General features: G+C 63.8%; 20 protein-coding genes and 1 tRNA gene. 8 read left to right on the top strand and 13 right to left on the bottom strand.

Annotated elements, in window-relative coordinates:
* Positions 1-89 precede the first annotated feature (89 nt).
* Positions 90-1,436: a class II 3-deoxy-7-phosphoheptulonate synthase gene (locus tag CW360_RS03275; protein WP_101192740.1), complete on the top strand. Its 1,347-nt coding sequence runs from the start codon at positions 90-92 to the stop codon at positions 1,434-1,436.
* A 6-nt stretch (positions 1,437-1,442) separates the two neighbouring features.
* Here CW360_RS03275 and CW360_RS03280 read toward each other — a convergent pair whose 3' ends face one another.
* Positions 1,443-2,198 (bottom strand): sulfite exporter TauE/SafE family protein, encoded by a 756-nt coding sequence (locus CW360_RS03280; RefSeq protein WP_093985295.1) that lies wholly within the window; start codon positions 2,196-2,198, stop codon positions 1,443-1,445.
* Between the two features lie 100 nt (positions 2,199-2,298).
* Here CW360_RS03280 and CW360_RS03285 point away from each other — a divergent pair, with 100 nt between their 5' ends.
* Positions 2,299-3,249 carry a LysR family transcriptional regulator gene (locus tag CW360_RS03285; RefSeq protein WP_101192741.1) on the top strand — a complete coding sequence of 317 codons (951 nt, stop codon included), beginning with the start codon at positions 2,299-2,301 and terminating at the stop codon, positions 3,247-3,249.
* A 4-nt stretch (positions 3,250-3,253) separates the two neighbouring features.
* Here CW360_RS03285 and CW360_RS03290 read toward each other — a convergent pair whose 3' ends face one another.
* From CW360_RS03290 to earP, 3 genes are all read right to left on the bottom strand, one after another.
* Positions 3,254-3,760, bottom strand: coding sequence for an RDD family protein (locus CW360_RS03290; protein ID WP_101192742.1), 507 nt, complete (start codon positions 3,758-3,760; stop codon positions 3,254-3,256).
* 74 nt (positions 3,761-3,834) lie between these two features.
* Complete coding sequence (gene efp, locus CW360_RS03295; RefSeq protein WP_093985298.1) at positions 3,835-4,410, bottom strand: elongation factor P; 576 nt, start codon at positions 4,408-4,410, stop codon at positions 3,835-3,837.
* A gap of 49 nt (positions 4,411-4,459) precedes the next feature.
* Positions 4,460-5,575: an elongation factor P maturation arginine rhamnosyltransferase EarP gene (gene earP / locus CW360_RS03300; RefSeq protein ID WP_101192743.1), complete on the bottom strand. Its 1,116-nt coding sequence runs from the start codon at positions 5,573-5,575 to the stop codon at positions 4,460-4,462.
* Between the two features lie 161 nt (positions 5,576-5,736).
* Between earP and CW360_RS03305 the strand changes: the two genes are divergently transcribed.
* Both CW360_RS03305 and CW360_RS16730 read left to right on the top strand, forming a co-directional pair.
* Positions 5,737-5,826 (top strand) — tRNA-Ser (locus CW360_RS03305).
* Between the two features lie 79 nt (positions 5,827-5,905).
* Positions 5,906-6,580, top strand: a complete 675-nt coding sequence (locus CW360_RS16730) for a hypothetical protein (RefSeq protein ID WP_157825251.1) — start codon at positions 5,906-5,908, stop codon at positions 6,578-6,580.
* Positions 6,581-6,588: 8 nt separating this feature from the next.
* On the opposite strand, the gene CW360_RS03315 is transcribed toward CW360_RS16730, so the two are convergent.
* From CW360_RS03315 to CW360_RS03350, 8 genes are read right to left on the bottom strand one after another with little or no spacing between them, the layout of a single operon-like run.
* The gene (locus tag CW360_RS03315; protein ID WP_101192744.1) at positions 6,589-7,170 is read right to left on the bottom strand and encodes a 6-pyruvoyl trahydropterin synthase family protein; all 582 of its coding nucleotides are present in this window, start codon (positions 7,168-7,170) and stop codon (positions 6,589-6,591) included.
* Positions 7,164-9,089 (bottom strand): threonine--tRNA ligase, encoded by a 1,926-nt coding sequence (thrS, locus tag CW360_RS03320; RefSeq protein ID WP_101192745.1) that lies wholly within the window; start codon positions 9,087-9,089, stop codon positions 7,164-7,166. Before thrS ends, CW360_RS03315 begins: the two co-directional genes overlap by 7 nt.
* Before the next feature lie 34 nt (positions 9,090-9,123).
* Positions 9,124-10,464 (bottom strand): dihydroorotase, encoded by a 1,341-nt coding sequence (locus CW360_RS03325; RefSeq protein ID WP_101192746.1) that lies wholly within the window; start codon positions 10,462-10,464, stop codon positions 9,124-9,126.
* Entirely contained in the window at positions 10,457-10,702 is a 246-nt protein-coding gene (yidD, locus tag CW360_RS03330; RefSeq protein WP_101192747.1) for a membrane protein insertion efficiency factor YidD, read from the bottom strand. Before yidD ends, CW360_RS03325 begins: the two co-directional genes overlap by 8 nt.
* Positions 10,699-11,106 carry a phosphoribosyl-AMP cyclohydrolase gene (gene hisI / locus CW360_RS03335; RefSeq protein WP_101192748.1) on the bottom strand — a complete coding sequence of 136 codons (408 nt, stop codon included), beginning with the start codon at positions 11,104-11,106 and terminating at the stop codon, positions 10,699-10,701. Before hisI ends, yidD begins: the two co-directional genes overlap by 4 nt.
* Positions 11,103-11,975, bottom strand: coding sequence for a metal ABC transporter substrate-binding protein (locus CW360_RS03340; protein WP_101192749.1), 873 nt, complete (start codon positions 11,973-11,975; stop codon positions 11,103-11,105). Before CW360_RS03340 ends, hisI begins: the two co-directional genes overlap by 4 nt.
* 10 nt (positions 11,976-11,985) lie before the next feature.
* Positions 11,986-12,846 (bottom strand): metal ABC transporter permease, encoded by an 861-nt coding sequence (locus CW360_RS03345; protein WP_245874654.1) that lies wholly within the window; start codon positions 12,844-12,846, stop codon positions 11,986-11,988.
* Positions 12,846-13,502, bottom strand: a complete 657-nt coding sequence (locus CW360_RS03350) for a metal ABC transporter ATP-binding protein (protein ID WP_101192750.1) — start codon at positions 13,500-13,502, stop codon at positions 12,846-12,848. Before CW360_RS03350 ends, CW360_RS03345 begins: the two co-directional genes overlap by 1 nt.
* 83 nt (positions 13,503-13,585) lie before the next feature.
* Between CW360_RS03350 and dksA the strand changes: the two genes are divergently transcribed.
* Together dksA and CW360_RS03360 are read left to right on the top strand one after the other, a co-directional pair.
* Positions 13,586-14,011 carry an RNA polymerase-binding protein DksA gene (gene dksA / locus CW360_RS03355; protein WP_093985430.1) on the top strand — a complete coding sequence of 142 codons (426 nt, stop codon included), beginning with the start codon at positions 13,586-13,588 and terminating at the stop codon, positions 14,009-14,011.
* Positions 13,992-14,633 carry a DUF1826 domain-containing protein gene (locus tag CW360_RS03360; protein ID WP_101192751.1) on the top strand — a complete coding sequence of 214 codons (642 nt, stop codon included), beginning with the start codon at positions 13,992-13,994 and terminating at the stop codon, positions 14,631-14,633. The genes dksA and CW360_RS03360 overlap by 20 nt, the downstream gene beginning before the upstream one ends.
* Before the next feature lies 1 nt (position 14,634).
* Here the strand turns inward: CW360_RS03360 and CW360_RS03365 are convergent, their stop codons facing one another.
* A complete protein-coding gene (locus CW360_RS03365; RefSeq protein WP_101192752.1) occupies positions 14,635-15,300 on the bottom strand; it encodes a cupin domain-containing protein in 666 nt (221 codons plus the stop codon).
* Between the two features lie 302 nt (positions 15,301-15,602).
* On the opposite strand from CW360_RS03365, the gene katG reads away from it, so the two are divergent.
* Together katG and CW360_RS03375 are read left to right on the top strand one after the other, a co-directional pair.
* Complete coding sequence (katG, locus tag CW360_RS03370) at positions 15,603-17,774, top strand: catalase/peroxidase HPI (RefSeq protein WP_093985427.1); 2,172 nt, start codon at positions 15,603-15,605, stop codon at positions 17,772-17,774.
* 174 nt (positions 17,775-17,948) lie between these two features.
* Positions 17,949-18,638, top strand: coding sequence for a crotonase/enoyl-CoA hydratase family protein (locus CW360_RS03375; RefSeq protein WP_093985426.1), 690 nt, complete (start codon positions 17,949-17,951; stop codon positions 18,636-18,638).
* Positions 18,639-18,696: the final 58 nt, after the last annotated feature.

Raw genomic sequence — 18,696 nt, forward strand, 5'->3', positions numbered from 1 at the left:
GACAGGGACTATGACCCACATGCATTTGAAGGGGCCGGCCAATCCATTACCATGCTAAGCATTATCCCAGACGCCTCCCCGAGAACACCATGCCCGATACCTGGAGCCCGACCAGCTGGAGAAGCAAGCCCATCCAGCAACAACCCCAGTACCCAGACGCCAGCGCCCTGACGCAGGTGGAACAGACCCTGGCCGGTTACCCGCCGCTGGTCTTTGCCGGCGAAGCCCGTGAACTGCGCCGCCAGTTTGCCGAGGTCACCCAGGGGCGCGCCTTCCTCCTGCAGGGTGGCGACTGCGCCGAGAGCTTTGCCGAGTTTTCCGCCGGGAAGATCCGCGACACCTTCAAGGTGCTGCTGCAGATGGCCATCGTCATGACCTTTGCCGCCGGTTGCCCGGTGGTCAAGGTCGGACGTATGGCCGGACAGTTCGCCAAGCCGCGCTCGGCCAATGACGAAACCCTCGATGGCGTCACCCTGCCCGCCTATCGTGGTGACATCGTCAACGGCATCGGTTTCGACGCCGCCAGCCGCGTCCCCGATCCGCAACGCCTGCTACAGGCCTACCACCAGTCCACCGCCACCCTGAACCTGCTGCGCGCCTTTGCCCAGGGGGGGTTTGCCGACCTGCATCAGGTTCACCAGTGGAACCTCGACTTCATCGCCAACTCGGCCCTCGCGGAAAAATATAGCCAGCTAGCCGGGCGCATCGACGAAACCCTGGCTTTCATGCGCGCCTGCGGCATGGACAGCTCGCCGCAGGTGCGCGAAACCAGTTTCTTCACCGCTCACGAAGCCCTGCTGCTCAACTATGAGCAGGCCTTTGTACGCCAGGACAGCCTCACCGGACGCAGCTATGACTGCTCGGCACACATGCTGTGGATCGGCGACCGCACGCGCCAGCTGGACGGCGCGCATGTCGAATTCCTGCGCGGCGTAGAAAACCCCATCGGCGTGAAAGTCGGGCCCAGCATGGACGCGGACGAACTGATCCGTCTGATCGACATCCTCAACCCGGACAATGATCCGGGTCGTCTCAACCTGATCGTGCGCATGGGCGCCGACAAGGTCGAAGCGCACTTCCCGCGCCTGCTGCGCAAGGTACAGGCTGAAGGTCGCCAGGTACTGTGGAGCTGCGACCCCATGCACGGCAACACCATCAAGGCTTCCAGCGGCTACAAGACCCGCGACTTTGCCCAGGTGCTGGCCGAGGTCAAGCAGTTCTTCCAGGTCCATCGCAGCGAAGGCACGGTGGCCGGCGGCATCCATATCGAGATGACCGGGCAGAACGTCACCGAGTGCATCGGCGGCTCGCGTCCGATCACCGAGGCAGGTCTCTGCGATCGCTATCACACCCATTGCGATCCACGCCTGAATGCCGATCAGTCGCTGGAGCTGGCCTTCCTGATTGCCGAAACCCTCAAGCAGGCACGCGCCTGAAGCACCTCACAGGCTGAGGGCAAGGGCCGCGGCGCAGACTAGCAGGAACAGGCAAAACAGCTTGCGCAGCAATACATCAGGCAAGGCGTGCGCCAGGCGTACGCCCCAACTGATGCTGAGCAGACCGCCCAGCGCCAGCGGGATACCCATGGCCCAGTCCACCTGGCCATACCCGGCATAGGTCAACAGGGTCACGCTGGTCGCCGGTAGGGCCAGGGTCAGCGCCAGGCCCTGCGCGGCCACCTGGCTCATGCCGAACAGCAGGGTCAGCGCCGGCGTCGCCAATACCGCACTACCCACCGCAAACAGCCCGCCCAACACGCCCGAGACGCTGCCCAGCACGCCCAGACTGAAGGTGCTGCGCGACCAATGCGCCAGCACCGGAGCGCCGCGACGACGCAATTGCCAGAGAGTGAACAGCGCCAACAGCACCAGGAAACCGACGAATGCCAGGCGCATGCTGCGCCCATCCAGCTGCAGTGCCAGCAAAGAAGCCAGCCAGGCACTGAGCAAGCCTGACAGCCCCAAGGCCAGGCCCTGACGCCAGGCAATCGGCTGGCGCTGATGGTAACGCCACAGCGCCAGGGCAACGTTGGCCACCACCATCACCAGCGCTGTGCCCTGGGCCATCTGCTGCTCCACGGCAAACAGCACCCCGAGCGCCGGAATGGCAATCAACCCGCCACCAATACCAAACAGCCCACCCAGCAGGCCCAGCACCACACCCAGCAGGAAATCCACCAGCAACTGCAACAACGACATGTCCACCTCCGCTCAGGCCTGCCATGCTACGAAGGTTCGGCTTTCCGCGAAATGCACAGCCACGCACAATGGCTATGCACAACTCGCAAAGGCACTTGCCATGAACCCAGACACCCTCGGCGTGCAAATGGCCCTGTACCTCGACGTACTGGAGGCCGGCAGCTTCTCCGCTGCCGCACGCCGTCATCCACTGACGCCTTCGGCCGTCGCCCGGCGCATCGACAGCCTGGAACAAGCGCTCGGCTGCCGCCTGCTGCTGCGCACCACGCACAGCGTCAAGGCCACCCCCGCCGGACTGGCCTTTGCCGAGCGCGCACGACGCATCCTCGGCGAACTGAATCTGGCACGCGCCGAAGCGGTCTCGCTGAGCAGCGCACCGGAAGGGCTGATACGCATCGATGCCCCCGCCCCCTTCGGGCGCCGCCACCTGGCACCGGCACTGGCCGAGTTCCTTGCCCACAACCCCGGACTGGACGTACAGCTACGCCTGATCGACAGCTTCGTTGACTTGCAGGGCGCCCACCTCGGTGAAGTCGACCTGGTGCTGCGTATCGGTCCGCTGGGCGATAGCCGCCTGGTAGCCACCGCCCTCGCGCCCATGCGCCGGATTGTCTGCGCCAGCCCGGATTACCTGGCACGTGCAGGCGTCCCCCAGCACCCCAGCGAACTGCTTCAGCATCAAGGCGTCGATTGGGATAGCCTGGCGCCACCCTACGCCTGGCGCTTTCGCTGCGACGGACAGTGGCGACAACTACGCCCCAAACGCTTGCGACTAACCGCCAACAATGCCGAAGCTCTGCTGCAGGGCGCCCTGGCCGGGCTGGGCATCGCCCACCTGCCGACCTGGCTGATCAGTGAGCATCTGTTGCGCGACGAATTGCTGCCGCTGTTCTGTACGGACGGTTTGCCCGCCCCGGAACCCAGCGGAATCTATGCACTGCGCTTGGAGCAGGCGGCCAACACGCGCAGTCGCCTGCTGCTGGAGTTTCTCAAGCAACGCTTCGGCCCACAGCCGCCCTGGGACCAGGCGCTGTTGCAGCGCCTGGGTTGAGCACTCAGTCAGCCTGTACCACCCGGGTACCCGCCAGGTGGTCATGCAGGCAGCGGCGGTCGGCACGGAAAATGAACAGATAGTTGATGATGCACAGCAAGCCACCCAGCAGCGGAATCGCCGACACCAGCCACACGCTCAGGTAACGCTTGGTGAGCAGGCCGACCAGCTCCGGCACCTGTCCCTGCACGTCGACAATGCGTACCTTGCAGATCCGCTTGCCCACCGTCTGCCCATAACGCTTGAGCCAGGCACCATTGATGAGCACGAATGCCACCATACCGACCAGCATGCTTTGCACCTGCTGCCACAGGCTCGGCTCCAGCCCCTGGGCAATCTGCTCGAAGGTGCCGTCGAAATAGGCCAGCGGGATGGTGATCAACATCAACAGAAAGGTATCGATCAGCACGGCACCCAGGCGGGCGCCACGGGATGCCTGCAGCAATTCGCCCGAGGCCTGCTCGTGCAATGCCGCCTGGGGTGCCTGGTAGGGATTGGTGTGGTCGTTCATGCAAACCTCCTTGTGCAAGGGTGGGGTATAAAAAAACCCGGCCAACCGGCCGGGTCTTCAGAAACAACGCAAACTCAGGCTTGCGGAGCCTGGGTACGGCCCTTGTAGGAACCGTCGCGGGTGTCGATTTCGATCCAGTCGTCGATCTCAACGAATTCGGCCACCTTGATCTCGGTGCCGTTACGCAGCTTGCCCGGCTTCATCACTTTGCCGGAGGTATCGCCACGGGCAGCGTTCTCGGTGTAGACCACCTGGCGCACGATGGTGGTCGGCAGGTCGACGGAAATCACCTTGCCTTCAAAGAACACGGCTTCGCACACATCGGTCATGCCTTCTTCGATGAACGGCAGAACGCTTTCCAGGTCTTCGGCGCGCAGCTCATAAGAGTTGTACTCCGGATCCATGAATACGTAGTCTTCGCCATTGATGTAGGACAGGGTCACTTCCTTGCGCTCAAGGATCACCGGCTCCATCTTGTCATCGGCCTTGTAGACGGTCTCGGTCTTCGAGCCGTTGAGCAGGTTCTTCAGCTTCATCTTGACGATGGCGCTGTTACGACCGGACTTGGTGAATTCGGCCTTCTGGATCAGCCAGGGCTGACCGTCGATCAGCGCCACACTGTTCACTCTCATTTCTTGTGCGGTTTTCATACGAAATATCCGAAAAATAGACTGGGGGTGCGAATTTGCAGGCCGCGTATCATAGCCAATTTCGATAAAACTGCACCAGCGCTGCGGCAAGATCGTCCTGCCGGGCCAGCTGTGCGGCCCAGTCCTGGGCATGCTGCCGATGTGCCGGCCAGTATCGCAGGTAGTCCTCCCAGGCGTGGCGCATGTCTCCCCGCCCATTCCAGGCCAGCCACATGTTTCGCAGGCTCTCTGCCTGGGCTGCAGGCAAGCGCGCCACATAACGATCGAGAAAAGCCTCCAGCTTATCGAGATGGAGATCCTCGGCCTGCGGGTAGATGTGCCAGAGCATGGGCCGCGCGGCCCACTGCGCACGCACAAAGGAGTCCTCGCCACGCACGGCATTGAAGTCACAGCTCCACAGCAGCCGGTCGTAGTCATCCTGCGCCAGGAACGGCAACAGCTGAATCCTCAGTTGCCCGACCTGCCGGCACTCCCCCGGGAGCAAAGTCTGGCCACCCAGCCAGCCCTGCACGTCACCCAGAATGCGCCCTTCCGGGACCAGCAGGTGGCTTGGCTGGGGCGCTTGCGCCAGCGCCTCCAGCCAGGCGGGCAACGCAGCATTTTCATAGGCAAACAAGGAGATCAAGCGTGCGCCCAGCGCAGCCTGCACGCCAAGACGCTGCAAGAATTCGCCGGCCTGCCACGCCTGGCGACGCGCCAGCAGCTCCGTTTCGCGCAGCAGCCCCCCCGTCGCCGGAGTAAAGCCGGGAAAGAAGAAGAATTTGGCCACGCCATTGGCCTGCGGCGACGGCAACGCATGGCAACCTTCCACCCATGCTTCGCCGCTCAGGTACTCGAGATTCAGCCAAAGCACAGGTTGGGCCCGCTGGCCCATGGCTGTTACATAGGCCTCGGGCAGCTCACAGGCAAACGCTTCGATCACCAGATCCGCCACCGCCACGCCGCCTGGCCATACCGGCGACCAGTGACACACCTCTACACCGCACAGCATCTGCCGCGCCGCCTGTGCATCAGTCTCAGGGCACAGGCGCGCCAGGGCCGCCAGCTCATCGACCCACAGCCGCACGCGCAGGCCATGCTCGGCGACCAGTTGTCGCGCCAGGCGCCAGGTAACGCCGATGTCGCCGTAGTTGTCCACTACCCGGCAGAAAATATCCCAGTGCATCCACCACCTCGCCAAGAATGCCGGGCAGTGTACCAAGGGCTGCCCGGACAACTTCCAGCAGGTACGTTAAGCGCATGAAAAATTTAAAAAAACGGTTGCCTTGCGCAAGGCCTTCGGCTACCTTAGCGCGCCTCGACAGACCGAACAGGCTGGCGAGATCCGGTGAAGTGTCCGAGCGGTTGAAGGAGCACGCCTGGAAAGTGTGTATACGGGAAACCGTATCGAGGGTTCGAATCCCTCCTTCACCGCCAGATCAGAAAAGCCCCGACTGCTTGGCAGATTCGGGGCTTTTTGTTTTTGGCAGCATGATTCACACCAGGGATGGGCACTATGCATGCAGACCCACACGACGCACCCCGGCACCCACAGCCCACACGGCGGAGCCAGCTCTGGCGCTGGTCATTGGCCTTACTGGCGGGGCTGAGCCTTTCCCTCGCCGTGCTCTATCTGATTGCACTGCAACTGCCTAGCCCACCGGTCCCGGCGCCACCCCTCGCCCACATACCCCCCGCCCAGCCAGCGCAAGCGGCAGCGCCCCTCGCCGCCCCAACCAGGCCATCGCAAACCAGCACGGCATCCGCTCGGCAAACCGACTTCAACGACCATAACTACGTACCACGCCCGGCGGACAACATCATCAGCAGCCGCGAGATACGCCAGTCGTCCGCTTATCGACAGATTACCCAGGCGCGCGCACCAACCCAGCAAACAGTCCAGCAGCAATCAGTCACTCATGAAACGGCCTGGGTGCGGCAATGGAGCGGCCATGCCCGCTATCTGGCTGAGTGGGCGGTACACAACAATCGTGTCGACTACGCCAGTGTTTGCACAAACCACCGGCGCGGTTCTATCGATTACCGCGAATGCCGCAAAGCCGTAAAACAGCACTTCAAGCGCATCTGCCAGCAATCGCGCGAGCGCTATGCGCAAAGCGCTGATGCCGAAGCACTGGCTCGCGAGCAGCGCTACTGCTCCGCCGCCAATGGTTTCAGCCCGATGGGTTAAAGGGGCGTTCAGCACAGCCGCGGATTGACGCTGCCCTGCCCTGCCAGAAGGCGCTGAAACAATCCCGGATTCCGCCACTCCTCGCAGATGCGCGCGGAGAAGCGGATCTGCTCCAGCCGGAAATCGCCCATACGCGGGCTGTAGGCGTCCTCGCGAAAGCACTGGGCGTAGCCGGTCTCGGTTTCGTGGGCGATCACCGAGTGCAGGCGTACGTCCTGTTCGCCGTTGACCATCTCGGTGAGCTGCAGCAGGCCGTCCACCAGGCGGAAGATCACCCGCGAGAACTGCTCGGCGCTGGGCGACACCGGCAGGCTGATCCAGCGCTCGGAAAAGCGCTGGCAGCTGGCGATATAGTCCGCATCGTCGCCATCCCAGAAGGTCACGGCGTGGTCGAAGGCGTCGATCAGGTCGCGCACATCGCCCTTGAGCAGGCCGAAGTCATAGACCATCTGGCCGTTATCCAGGGCATGGGCCTCCAGCAGCAGTTCGATCCTGTACGAGTGGCCGTGCAGCGAGCGCGAACAGTGCCGGCTGCTGCAGCCGCGGACGATATGCGCGCTCTCGAACTTGAACAGCTTGCGGATCAGCATGCCGGCTCCTGGCCTGGCATGCGCGCCTCCGTGTGCAGCCGTTCAACCAGCTCGGCCAGTGCCAGGCTGCCGAGGTTGTCGCCGGCGCGGCTGCGCAGGGTGACGCGGCCTTCGGCCTTTTCCTGCTCGCCGATCACCAGCAGGTAGGGCACTTTCTGCAGGGTCGCCTCGCGGATCTTGTAGCCGATCTTCTCGTTGCGCAGGTCCGCCGCCGCGCGCAGGCCGGCGCGTTTGAGGCGGGCCAGCACCTGGCGGGCATAGTCGTTCTGCCCTTCGCTGATGGTCAGTACCGCGGCCTGCTGCGGTGCCAGCCACAGCGGGAACAGGCCGCCGTACTGCTCGATAAGGATGCCGGTGAAGCGTTCCAGTGAGCCGAACAGAGCGCGGTGCAGCATCACCGGGCGCTCGCGTTCGCCCTGTTCGTTGACGTAGCTGATGTCGAAGCGCTCCGGCAGGTTGAGGTCCACCTGCAGGGTGCCGCACTGCCAGTCGCGGCCGATGGCGTCGCGCAGGACGAACTCCAGCTTGGGCCCGTAGAACGCGCCTTCGCCGGGGTTGAGCTGGTAGTCGATGCCCATCCGTTGCAACGCGCCGGACAGCGCGCCTTCCAGCTGGTCCCAGGTGGCGTCGCTGCCGATGCGGTTGGTCGGGCGGGTGGAGAGCTTTACTGCCACTTCGTTGAAACCGAAGTCGCGGTAGATGGCGAACACCAGGGCGATGGTGTCGGCGCACTCCTGCTCCATCTGCGCGGCGGTGCAGAAGATGTGCGCGTCGTCTTGGGTGAAGTGGCGCACGCGCAGCAGCCCGTGCAGCGCACCGGACGGCTCGTAGCGGTGCACCTTGCCGAATTCGGCCATGCGCAGCGGCAGGTCGCGGTAGCTCTTCAGGCCACGGGCGAACAGCGCTACGGCGCCGGGGCAGTTCATCGGTTTGAGGGCGAACACACGCTCGTCCTCGGTGCTGGTGGTGAACATGGCCTCGCGGTAGTTGAACCAGTGCCCGGAGGTTTCCCACAGGCTGCGGTCCATCACGTCCGGGGTGTTGACCTCGACATAGCCGGCGGCGTCCTGCTGCTGGCGCATGTAGCCGATCAACTGCTGGAACAGGGTCCAGCCCTTGGGGTGCCAGAACACCGAGCCCGGGGCGCAGTCGTCGAAATGGAACAGATCGAGTTGCGGGCCGAGCTTGCGGTGGTCGCGCTTACCGGCTTCTTCCAGACGGGTGAGATGGGCCTTGAGCTCTTTGCTGTTGGCCCAGCAGGTGCCGTAGATGCGTTGCAACGCGGCGTTCTTCGCATCGCCGCGCCAGTAAGCGCCGGCCACTTTGGTCAGTTTGAAGGCTTGCAGCAGGCCGGTGCGCGGGATGTGCGGGCCACGGCAAAGGTCCTCGAAGTCGCCCTGGCGGTAGAGCGACAGCACCTCGCCTGCGGGAATGTCGCGGATCAGCTCGGCCTTGTAGTGCTCGCCCTGTGATTCGAAGTGGGCGATGGCTTCATCACGTGGCAGCTCGCGGCGACTAACCGGCAGGTCGGCGGCTGCTAGCTCGCTCATACGCGCCTCGATCAGCGCCAGGTCATCCGGGGTGAAGGGGCGCTCGAAGGCGAAGTCGTAGTAGAAGCCGTCCTCGATCACCGGGCCGATGGTCACCTGGGCGCTGGGGTACAGCTGCTTCACCGCCATGGCCAGCAGGTGTGCGCAGGAGTGGCGCAGCAGCTCCAGGCCCTCGGGGTCGCGCGCGGTGATCAGGCTGAGCTGGGCGTCGTGGTCGATCAAGGCGCTGGTGTCGACCAGGCGGCCATTCAGGCGGCCGGCCAGGGCGGCCTTGGCCAGGCCGGGGCCGATATCGGCGGCGACTTCGGCCACGCTCAGGGGTTGGGCATAGTGTCGCTGGCTGCCATCGGGCAGGGTGATGCTGGGCATGTCGGTTCTCTGATCAGGTCGGTTAACAGGGCGCTCAGCCGCGCTGGTAGCGCAGCGGCAGCCCCTGGCAATCGTTGTGCAGCTGGCCGTTGTGCCAGGCCAGCTGGCCGGAGACGATGGTGCTGCGCACGGCATGGCGGAAGGCGCGGCCCTGGAAGGGTGTCCAGCCGCAGTGGGCGAGGATCGGGTCGGCGGCCACCGGACGCGGCTCGGCCAGGCGTTCGATCAGGGTCAGGTCGGCCCAGTAGCCTTCGCGCAGGTAGCCGCGCTGCTCGATGGCAAAGCGCTGCGCCACCGCATGGCTGGTTTTCTCCACCAGGGTGGTGAGAGGCAGCAGGCCGTCGGCCACCAGTTCCAGCAGGGCCGGCAGGGCGTGCTGCACCAGCGGCAGGCCGGACGGCGCCTGCAGGTAGGGGCGCTGCTTCTCGTCCAGGGTGTGCGGCGCGTGGTCGGTGCCGATGATGTCCAGCCGCCCGCAGAGCAGGGCCTGGCGCAGCGCGTCGCGGTCGGCCTGGGTCTTGATCGCCGGGTTGCACTTGATCAGGTGGCCCAGCGCCGCGTAGTCGCGGTCATCGAAATACAGGTGATGGGCGCAGACCTCGGCGGTGATCTGCTTGCCGGCCAGCGGGCCCGGCTGGAACAGGCTCAGCTCGCGGGCGGTGGTGATGTGCAGCACGTGCAACTGGGTATCGAAGCGCCGCGCCAGGCTCACGGCCAGGCTGGAGGACTGGTAGCAGGCCTCGGCATCGCGGATCAGCGGGTGCTGGTCGGGCGGAATCTGCTCACCGTACTGCGCCTGCCATTGTTGTTCACGTTCGCGGATGCGCGGCGTGTGCTCGCAGTGGGTCAGCACTATGGTCGGGCAATCGCGGAACAGCCGCTCCAGCGAGGGCAGGTCGTCCACCAGCATATTGCCGGTGCTGGCGCCCATGAACACCTTCACCGCTGCCACCCGGTTGGGGTCAAGCGCCGCGACTAGGTCGAGGTTTTCGTGGCTGACGCCGAAATGGAAGCCGAAGTTGATTATGGAGCAGCTGGCGGCGCGGCGCTCCTTGGCCTCCAGGGCCTGCAGATCGAGGGTTGGCGGGTTGGTGTTGGGCATGTCCATCACGCTGGTGATGCCGCCGGCCACGGCCGCGCGGGATTCCGTGGCGAAGCTGCCCTTGTGCGGTGCACCGGGGTCGCGGAAGTGCACCTGATCGTCGATCATCCCCGGCAGCAGGTACTGCCCGGCGGCGTCGATCTCCACCTTGGCATTTATGCCGCTCAGGCTGCTGGCGATTTTTTCGATGCGGCCGTGATGCACCAGCAGGTCGGCATCGAATTCGCGGCCTTCGTTGACTAGGCGGGCGTTGCGGATCAGCAGATCAGTCATGGGGATGTTCCTGATTGCAGCGATGGATGGGCGGCACCGGGTCGTAGCCGCCCGGATGCCAGGGGTGGCAGCGGCCCAGGCGCCGCATGGCCAGCCAGCCGCCACGCAGCGTTCCGTGGCGTTCGATGGCTTCGATGGCGTAGTGCGAGCAGCTGGGATGGAAGCGGCAGCGCGGCCCGAGCAGGGGGCTGATCAGGTACTGGTAGAGCCGCACCAGGCCCAGCAGCAGGCGCTTCATTGCGGCACGCTGATCACGCACACCCGTTCATCGCGGATGGCGTTATAGAAGCAGTTGGGGCGACCGGTGTGGCAGGCCGGGCCCTGTTGCTCGACCAGTAGCAGCACGGCGTCGCCGTCACAGTCCAGGCGTGCCTCGACCAGCCGTTGGCGGTGGCCGCTGGTTTCGCCCTTGCGCCATAGCTGCTGGCGCGAGCGCGACCAGTAGCAGACCTGACCGCTGGCGAGGGTTTCCTCCAATGCCGCGCGGTTCATCCAGGCCAGCATCAGCACCTCGCCGCTGTCGTGCTGCTGGGCGATGGCGGCAATCAGGCCATCGGCATTCCAGGGGATGGCCGCCAGCACCTCGGCCAGCGGGCGGCTGTCGCCCAGCCCGGCCTGTTCCAGTTGCAGCCACAGGTTCATGGTTTGAGCGCGGCCAGCAGGGTGTCGAGGTTGTGCTGGAACATGCCCAGGTAGGTGCTGGCCGGCCCCTGGCTGGCCAGGGCGTCGGAGTACAGGGTACCGCCGACCTGGGCCCCGGCTTCGCTGGCGATCTGCTGGATCAGGCGCGGGTCGCGGATGTTCTCGACGAACACCGCGCGTATACCTTCAGCACGCAACTGGCGAATCAACTGGGCAACCTCGCCTGCAGAAGGCTCTGCCTGGGTCGATAGTCCCTGGGGAGCAATGAACTGCAGCTGCCAGGCCTGTCCCAGATAGGCAAAGGCATCATGGCTGGTCAGCACCTTGCGCTGACTCAGCGGCAATCCTGCCATGCGCTGGTTGGCTTCACGCAGCAATGCATGCAGCTCCTTGAGGTATGCATCTCGCCGGGCCTGATAGTCCGCCTGGTGAGCAGGATCCAGCGCAATCAATGCCTGGCTGATGTTGCGTACATACAATTCGGCATTGCTCAGACTCTGCCAGGCGTGCGGGTCAGCCACGGGCTGACCCTGCTCTTCCAGCCATATCGGCAGGACGCCGCGACTGGCAGCCAGGCGCCGGGCGGATGATTCGCTACTGGCCAGTAGTCGCTCCAGCCAGGGCTCAAAACCCAGGCCATTGGCGATGATCAGGTCAGCCTGGCGTAGCGCCAAGGCATCGGCCGGGCGCGGCTGAAAAACATGCGCATCCTCGTCAGGTCCAACCAGATTAATCAGCTCGATATGCTCCCCCGCCAACTGTCGTGTCATATCAGCCAGGATGCTGAACGTAGTGAGCACCCGCGGTTTTTCCTCCGCCTGCAGGAATAAACTGGCAAAACCAAGGCATAGCGCCAACAGAACACGCATGGACAACTCCTCACAAGGGCATGGATAACCTGCGCCCGCGCAACAGCCCGCCATGCGAACCAAGCACCAGGCACACCAAGAACAGCAGACCGGCCATCAGTACGATGCATGGTCCGCTGGGCAACAGGGCATAGAAGGACAACAACAAGCCAAGCCAGACACTTAGCGCCCCCAACAAGGCCGCCAGCAGCAGCAACACCCGCAGTCGAACGCTGCACAAGCGTGCCGCCGCAGCCGGCAGCAACAGCAAGCCCAGCACCATCAGCGCACCTATCGCCTGAAAGCCAACCAGCAGGTTCAATACGACCAGGCAGAGAAAAACAGGCTGTGCGCAAGCCCCCCAACGGCTGACGCTCCGCAGAAAGCGCGGGTCCAGACTGTCCAGCACCAGCATGGCGTAGATCAGCTTAAGTACGATCAGGGTTAGCCCTGACAGGGCCAGCATGATGACTAAGGTGCGTTGGTCGACAGCCAGGGCCGAGCCAAACAGCAGGTGCAGCAAATCCACTTGCCGCCCCGCTACGCTGAGCAGCAATACGCCCAACGCCAATGCCAAGGGATATAGCGCAGCCAGGCTGGCGTCTTCCCGCAGCCCCGTAGCACGACTGATCCCATTGGCCAGCAGGGCCATGCCCAGGCCAGCCAACAGACCACCACACAACAGTGCCAGCAGGTTGAGACCAAACAGGTAAAACGCCAGGGCGGTTCCCGGCAAAATGCCATGTGCCATGGCATCGCCCATCAGGCTCATGCGCCGCAACAGCAAGAAAACGCCCAACGGGCCGGCACTAAGCGCCAATGCCACGCCACCCAGCAACGCTCTGCGCATGAAGGAGAACTCGGCAAAAGGCTGCCAAAGCCAGTCGAGCATCAGGCAACCCGTCCCAGGCGTGCGATATTCAACGGCGCCTGAATACAGCCGCCGGCCGCAACAAGCAGCAAGCTATCGACACGCTGGCTGAGTGGTTCCAGTGCATGACTGATCAGCATCACGGTGCGACCTGCCTCGCGCCACTGCGCAAGCTGTTGCCAGAACAGGAGGAGCCCTTCGCTATCCAGCGCAGCTTCTGCTTCGTCGAGCAGCAGCAGCCTGGCATCGGTCAGCGCCAGACGCGCCAGCAGACCACGCTGTAGCTGGCCACCGGACAGGCTTTGCAAGGGCTGCTGAGCAACGTCCTCCAGCTGCCAGAACGCCAAGACCTGCTCCACACGCTGTCGCCGCGCTTCACCACGCAAGCGCCAGCGCCACAATCCACCGGCAACCAGCTCCTGCAGCGTGATGGGAAAGTGCCGATCCACGGCTTGCTGCTGTGGCAAATAGGCGATGCCGCCCAGCCGGGGCGCATCGATACGCAAGCGCCCGCGCAACGGCTGACGCCAGCCAGCCAGCACCTCGAACAGGCTGCTTTTCCCGCAGCCGTTGCGCCCGCCTACAGCAGTGACACTGCCGGCCGGCAGATAAAGGTCTAGCGGCGGAGTGAGGGGTTGCCCCTTTGGTCCCCACTGCAATTGCTCGCAGCGAATCATCACCTCTCCCTAAGTCATCAAGCGTAGAGTCGCATAAAAATGTTATGTTATAACTATAACGATATCATTATTTTTTTGCCGACATGCCACCACTCGACACACGACAACTGCTCGCCATGCCCAGCAGCGATTACATGAACGACATCCAGCGCGAGTTCTTTCGCCAGCTGCTGCTGGAGCAGCGCCAGACCTTGCAACAACGCATCAGCGAAGAATTTGCCGACCTGCGCGAAGCTGAAAACCACAGCGACCTGGCAGACCAAGGCAGTGCCGAAGAAGCGCGACAGTGGCGCATACGCCAACTCGAGCGTGAAAAGCGCCTGCTGGACAAGATCGACCAGGCTCTCGCGCGCCTAGCCAATGGGGAGTACGGCTGGTGCAGCGAAACGGGCGAGCCCATCGGTCTGCAACGCCTGCTGCTCAGGCCTACGACGCACCTGTGCATAGAAGCCAAACAGCGGCAGGAACTACAGGAGCGGCATATCCGTCATGCTCGATTCAGTGATTAACCCAGTGCCGCAGCAGATCATTGGCACGCAGCCTGACAGCCTTGCCGACATCCTCCGGGAGGACGTCAATCTCGCCGTCTGGCGACGCGAACTAAGCACGGAGCTGCAGCACATGGTGTCACGGCTGCTGGCTGGCGACCGCCCCATCAATGAGGTGCTGGTTCTGCAAGCGCATACCTCGGGCACTTTCAAGGTTCCCAACCTGCCGGCTGCCTGGTCACAACTGGACGGCTTCGCCGCCTTGCGCGATGACCTGCAGTGGCTGGTTGAAGCGTTTGCCTGCTTACTCGGCGCACAACGCATTGGCCTGCGCTTACGCCGCCTGGATACCCCCATGTGCCCGCGTTTCCATGTTGATCAGGTCGCCGTACGGCTGATTTGCACCTATGCCGGGACAGCCAGCGAGTGGCTGACGGAGGGGTGCATGGCTCGTCACTTACTCGGCCAGGCCGCTGCCGAACCCAGCGCCCCCCGGCAGATCCATGCACTGCAGGCCGGCGATGTCGCACTGGCCAAAGGCGAGCGTTGGCTGGGCAACCAGGGCCGTGGACTCATACACCGCTCCCCTACCCCCGAAAATGGTCAATCACGCCTGCTGCTCACCCTGGACTGGCTAGCTTGACTCAGGCACCTGGCGGGGTCTGCACGACACGCAGGTGCCCGGTTTTCAGCCAGAAGCGCACCCCCTCGGACGTTGCTCGGGCGCGCAAGCTGCTATGCCTTGGCACTCGCAACCAGGCCTGTTTTTCCAGACGCTGCGTCTGCCAGGTCAAGCTACCTTCCAGTACCAACAGCTCAGCGCCATCCGGGCAATCCAGGCTGATTTCGCTATCAGCCGGCCAGCATTCCAGGCTCACCCGCTCGTAACCATCAACAAACAAGGGAAAGCTGCCCTGGGCAGCCTGATCCGCCAGCTGCCGTGTATCGAGCCGTACGAACTGCCGGTCAGTCGCCGCAAACTGCCAAAGCTTGACGAACAGGCAACAGCCTTCGGCAGAACCTGGCCGATGGCTGGAGCCTGGTGGATTGCGCACGTAAGTCCCGGCGGGGTAACGGCCATGCTCATCCTCGAAGACACCTTGCAGGACGAGGAACTCCTCCCCGCCAGGATGAGCATGGGCTGCAAAATGGCTACCAGGGGCATAGCGCACGATCGACGTAGCACGCGCCACCTCCCCTCCCAGGCGATCCAGCAGGCGACGCTGTACCCCCTGTATGGGTGAATCACACCAGGGCATCCGCTGCGTATCCAGCAGCACAACCTGGCTGAAATCGGCATTGACTCGCATGGTAGCTCCTAGACTGCTCACGGCATCGACACGCTGCGCAGTATCCAGAAACAGCTTATCCAGGCAAGGGGCTGGCCCAGCTGCCCTGCTGGTCTACGCTTATTGCACGCAGGAAATACCCAGGCACTGGAAGCGGGCTATCAGCTATCAGACTGATAGCCAATAACAATCAAACAAAAACACCCAATAGCGAGAGCGAATGATAGTCTCAATTCCGCCACGCTAGAACATCAGTTACCAGGCTGACGTTCATAGCTACCGAGACAAGGCCGACAGCCCGGCCAGCCACAACGGAGATGCATATGGACAACAAGACCCCCCAGAGCAGCGGCCAGTGCCCGATCATGCACGGCGGCAATACTTCCAGCAGCAAAGCCAGCATGGATTGGTGGCCCAACGCGCTGAACCTGGACATTCTCCACCAGCACGACAGCAAGACCAATCCGCTGCAGGGCTTCGACTACCGCGAAGAGGTCAAGAAGCTCGACTTCGCCGCACTCAAGCGCGACCTCAAGGCGCTGATGACCGACAGCCAGGACTGGTGGCCGGCCGACTGGGGGCACTACGGCGGCCTGATGATCCGCCTGTCCTGGCACGCCGCCGGCACCTACCGCATCGCCGACGGCCGCGGTGGCGCCGGCACTGGCAACCAGCGCTTCGCACCGCTCAACTCCTGGCCGGATAACGGCAACCTGGACAAGGCCCGTCGCCTGCTCTGGCCGATCAAGAAGAAGTACGGCAACAAGATCAGCTGGGCCGACCTGCTGGTGCTGGCCGGCACCATGGCCTACGAGTCGATGGGCCTGAAAACCTTCGGTTTCGCCTTCGGCCGCGAAGACATCTGGCACCCGGAAAAGGACATTTACTGGGGCTCGGAGAAGGAGTGGCTGGCGCCCAGCGGCAGCGAGGGTAGCCGTTACTCCGGCGAGCGTGACCTGGAGAACCCGCTGGCGGCGGTGATGATGGGCCTGATCTACGTCAACCCCGAAGGTGTCGACGGCCAGCCCGATCCGCTCAAGACCGCCCGTGACATGCGCGTCACCTTCGCCCGCATGGCGATGAACGATGAAGAAACCGTGGCCCTGACCGCCGGTGGTCACACCGTTGGCAAGGCGCACGGCAACGGCAGCGCGGCCAACCTCGGCCCGGCCCCGGAAGGCGCCGACGTCGAAGAGCAGGGCCTGGGCTGGATGAACCACAAGACCCGTGGCATTGGTCGCGACAGCGTGACCAGCGGCATCGAGGGCGCCTGGACCAGCAAGCCGACGCAGTGGGACAACGGCTACTTCGACATGCTGCTCAAGCACGACTGGGAACTGACCAAGAGCCCGGCCGGTGCCTGGCAGTACAAGCCGGTGAGCATCCGCGAGGAAGACATGCCGGTGGACGTCGAAGACCCTTCGATCCGCTGCATGCCGATGATGACCGACGCCGACATGGCGCTGAAGATCGACCCCGAGTACCGCAAGATCTCCGAGCGTTTCCACAAGGACCCGGCCTACTTCGACGAGGTCTTTGCCCGCGCCTGGTTCAAGCTGACCCACCGTGACATGGGGCCCAAGGCCCGCTATATCGGCCCGGACGTACCGGCCGAAGACCTGATCTGGCAGGACCCGGTGCCGGCCGGCCGCCGCGACTACGACATCGCCGCGGTCAAGGCGCGCATCGCCGCCAGCGGTCTGTCGATTGCCGAGCGGGTCAGCACCGCCTGGGACAGCGCGCGGACCTTCCGCAACTCGGACAAGCGCGGCGGCGCCAATGGCGCTCGCATCCGCCTCGCCCCGCAGAAGGATTGGCAAGGCAATGAGCCGGCGCGCCTGGCCAAGGTGCTCGCGGTGTACGAGAAGATCGCCGCCGACACCGGCGCCAGTGTGGCCGACGTGATCGTGCTGGCCGGCAACCTGGCCATCGAGGAAGCTGCCAAGGCGGCCGGCGTGGCCGTGCAGGTGCCGTTCGCTGCGGGACGTGGCGATGCCAGCCAGGCGCAGACCGACGTCGAGTCGTTCGAGGTGCTCGAGCCGCTGCACGACGGCTTCCGCAACTGGCAGAAGCAGCACTACACCGTGCAGCCAGAGGAAATGCTCCTCGATCGCGCGCAGCTGATGGGGCTCACCGCGCCGGAGATGACCGTGCTGGTCGGCGGCCTGCGCGTGCTCGGTGCCAACCATGGCGGCAGCGCGCATGGCGTGTTCACCGAGCGGGTCGGCGTGCTGAGCAACGACTTCTTCGTCAACCTGACCGACATGGCCTACAGCTGGAAGCCCACCGGGCGCAACAGCTATGCCATCGTCGAGCGCAACACTGGCGCCACCAAGTGGACCGCGACCCGTGTCGACCTGGTGTTCGGCTCCAACTCGATCCTGCGTGCCTATGCCGAGGTCTATGCCCAGGACGACAACCGCGAGAAGTTCGTCCACGACTTCGTCGCGGCCTGGAACAAGGTGATGAACGCCGATCGTTTCGATCTGCAATAATCCCGGCTCCAAGGCGCCACTAACAGGCCCGCTGCGCTGATCACGCAGCGGGCCTTTTTCATGATCCTCAGTAAACGCCTGTTCACATGACTTACAGGTCAGCCAAAGCGCTTTACCTGCGACGCGCCGCTGAGTAACGTCTTGCCTCTTTTACCTGCCCCAGGAACTTCCGCCATGACTGAACTTGTCGCCTACCAGTGCGAAAACGGCATCGCCACCCTGACCTTGAATAATGGCAAGGTCAATGCGTTCTCCCCGCAACTGATCGACGATTTCAATGCCGCGCTGGATCGCGCCGAGCAGGACAAGGCGATTGTCATCGTCACCGGCCAGCCCGGCATCCTCTCCGGTGGCTACGACCTCAAGGTCATGACTTCCAGCCCACAGAACGCCATTAACCTGGTTGCCAAGGGGTCCACCCTGGCGCGGCGCATGCTGGCTCACCCCTACCCGATCATCGTGGCCTGCCCGGGCCATGCCGTCGCCAAGGGCGCCTTCGTACTGCTTTCAGCCGACTACCGTATCGGTGTGGAAGGCCCGTTCACCATCGGTCTCAACGAAGTGCTGATCGGCATGACCATGCACCATGTCGGCATCGAACTGGCACGCGAGCGCCTGGGCAAGGCTGCATTCCAACGCTCGGTGATCAATGGTGAGCTGTTCAACCCGCAAGGCGCCCTGAGCGCCGGCTTCCTCGACCAGGTCGTGGCTGCCGACGCCCTGCTGCCCAGCGCACTGGCAGTCGCCGAGCAGATGAAAAAGATCAACATGACTGCCCATCGCAACACCAAGCTGAAGACCCGCAAGGCCTTCCTGGAAACCCTCGATGCGGCTATCGAGCTGGACAAGCAACACCTCGGCTAACTGGCCTAACGGCCCGGCCAGCCAGCGCGGCCCCCAAACGCCGCGCTGGCAACGCCGA

This window comes from Pseudomonas fluvialis (assembly GCF_002835605.1).
Lineage (GTDB): Bacteria > Pseudomonadota > Gammaproteobacteria > Pseudomonadales > Pseudomonadaceae > Aquipseudomonas > Aquipseudomonas fluvialis.

What these genes read in the sequence shown, in the direction of transcription:
- CW360_RS03275 (WP_101192740.1), top strand. Translation starts at nt 90, where the DNA reads ATGCCCGATACCTGGAGCCCGACCAGCTGGAGAAGCAAGCCCATCCAG.
- CW360_RS03280 (WP_093985295.1), bottom strand. Translation starts at nt 2,198, where the DNA reads ATGTCGTTGTTGCAGTTGCTGGTGGATTTCCTGCTGGGTGTGGTGCTG.
- CW360_RS03285 (WP_101192741.1), top strand. Translation starts at nt 2,299, where the DNA reads ATGAACCCAGACACCCTCGGCGTGCAAATGGCCCTGTACCTCGACGTA.
- CW360_RS03290 (WP_101192742.1), bottom strand. Translation starts at nt 3,760, where the DNA reads ATGAACGACCACACCAATCCCTACCAGGCACCCCAGGCGGCATTGCAC.
- efp (WP_093985298.1), bottom strand. Translation starts at nt 4,410, where the DNA reads ATGAAAACCGCACAAGAAATGAGAGTGAACAGTGTGGCGCTGATCGAC.
- earP (WP_101192743.1), bottom strand. Translation starts at nt 5,575, where the DNA reads ATGCACTGGGATATTTTCTGCCGGGTAGTGGACAACTACGGCGACATC.
- CW360_RS16730 (WP_157825251.1), top strand. Translation starts at nt 5,906, where the DNA reads ATGCATGCAGACCCACACGACGCACCCCGGCACCCACAGCCCACACGG.
- CW360_RS03315 (WP_101192744.1), bottom strand. Translation starts at nt 7,170, where the DNA reads ATGCTGATCCGCAAGCTGTTCAAGTTCGAGAGCGCGCATATCGTCCGC.
- thrS (WP_101192745.1), bottom strand. Translation starts at nt 9,089, where the DNA reads ATGCCCAGCATCACCCTGCCCGATGGCAGCCAGCGACACTATGCCCAA.
- CW360_RS03325 (WP_101192746.1), bottom strand. Translation starts at nt 10,464, where the DNA reads ATGACTGATCTGCTGATCCGCAACGCCCGCCTAGTCAACGAAGGCCGC.
- yidD (WP_101192747.1), bottom strand. Translation starts at nt 10,702, where the DNA reads ATGAAGCGCCTGCTGCTGGGCCTGGTGCGGCTCTACCAGTACCTGATC.
- hisI (WP_101192748.1), bottom strand. Translation starts at nt 11,106, where the DNA reads ATGAACCTGTGGCTGCAACTGGAACAGGCCGGGCTGGGCGACAGCCGC.
- CW360_RS03340 (WP_101192749.1), bottom strand. Translation starts at nt 11,975, where the DNA reads ATGCGTGTTCTGTTGGCGCTATGCCTTGGTTTTGCCAGTTTATTCCTG.
- CW360_RS03345 (WP_245874654.1), bottom strand. Translation starts at nt 12,846, where the DNA reads ATGCTCGACTGGCTTTGGCAGCCTTTTGCCGAGTTCTCCTTCATGCGC.
- CW360_RS03350 (WP_101192750.1), bottom strand. Translation starts at nt 13,502, where the DNA reads ATGATTCGCTGCGAGCAATTGCAGTGGGGACCAAAGGGGCAACCCCTC.
- dksA (WP_093985430.1), top strand. Translation starts at nt 13,586, where the DNA reads ATGCCACCACTCGACACACGACAACTGCTCGCCATGCCCAGCAGCGAT.
- CW360_RS03360 (WP_101192751.1), top strand. Translation starts at nt 13,992, where the DNA reads ATGCTCGATTCAGTGATTAACCCAGTGCCGCAGCAGATCATTGGCACG.
- CW360_RS03365 (WP_101192752.1), bottom strand. Translation starts at nt 15,300, where the DNA reads ATGCGAGTCAATGCCGATTTCAGCCAGGTTGTGCTGCTGGATACGCAG.
- katG (WP_093985427.1), top strand. Translation starts at nt 15,603, where the DNA reads ATGGACAACAAGACCCCCCAGAGCAGCGGCCAGTGCCCGATCATGCAC.
- CW360_RS03375 (WP_093985426.1), top strand. Translation starts at nt 17,949, where the DNA reads ATGACTGAACTTGTCGCCTACCAGTGCGAAAACGGCATCGCCACCCTG.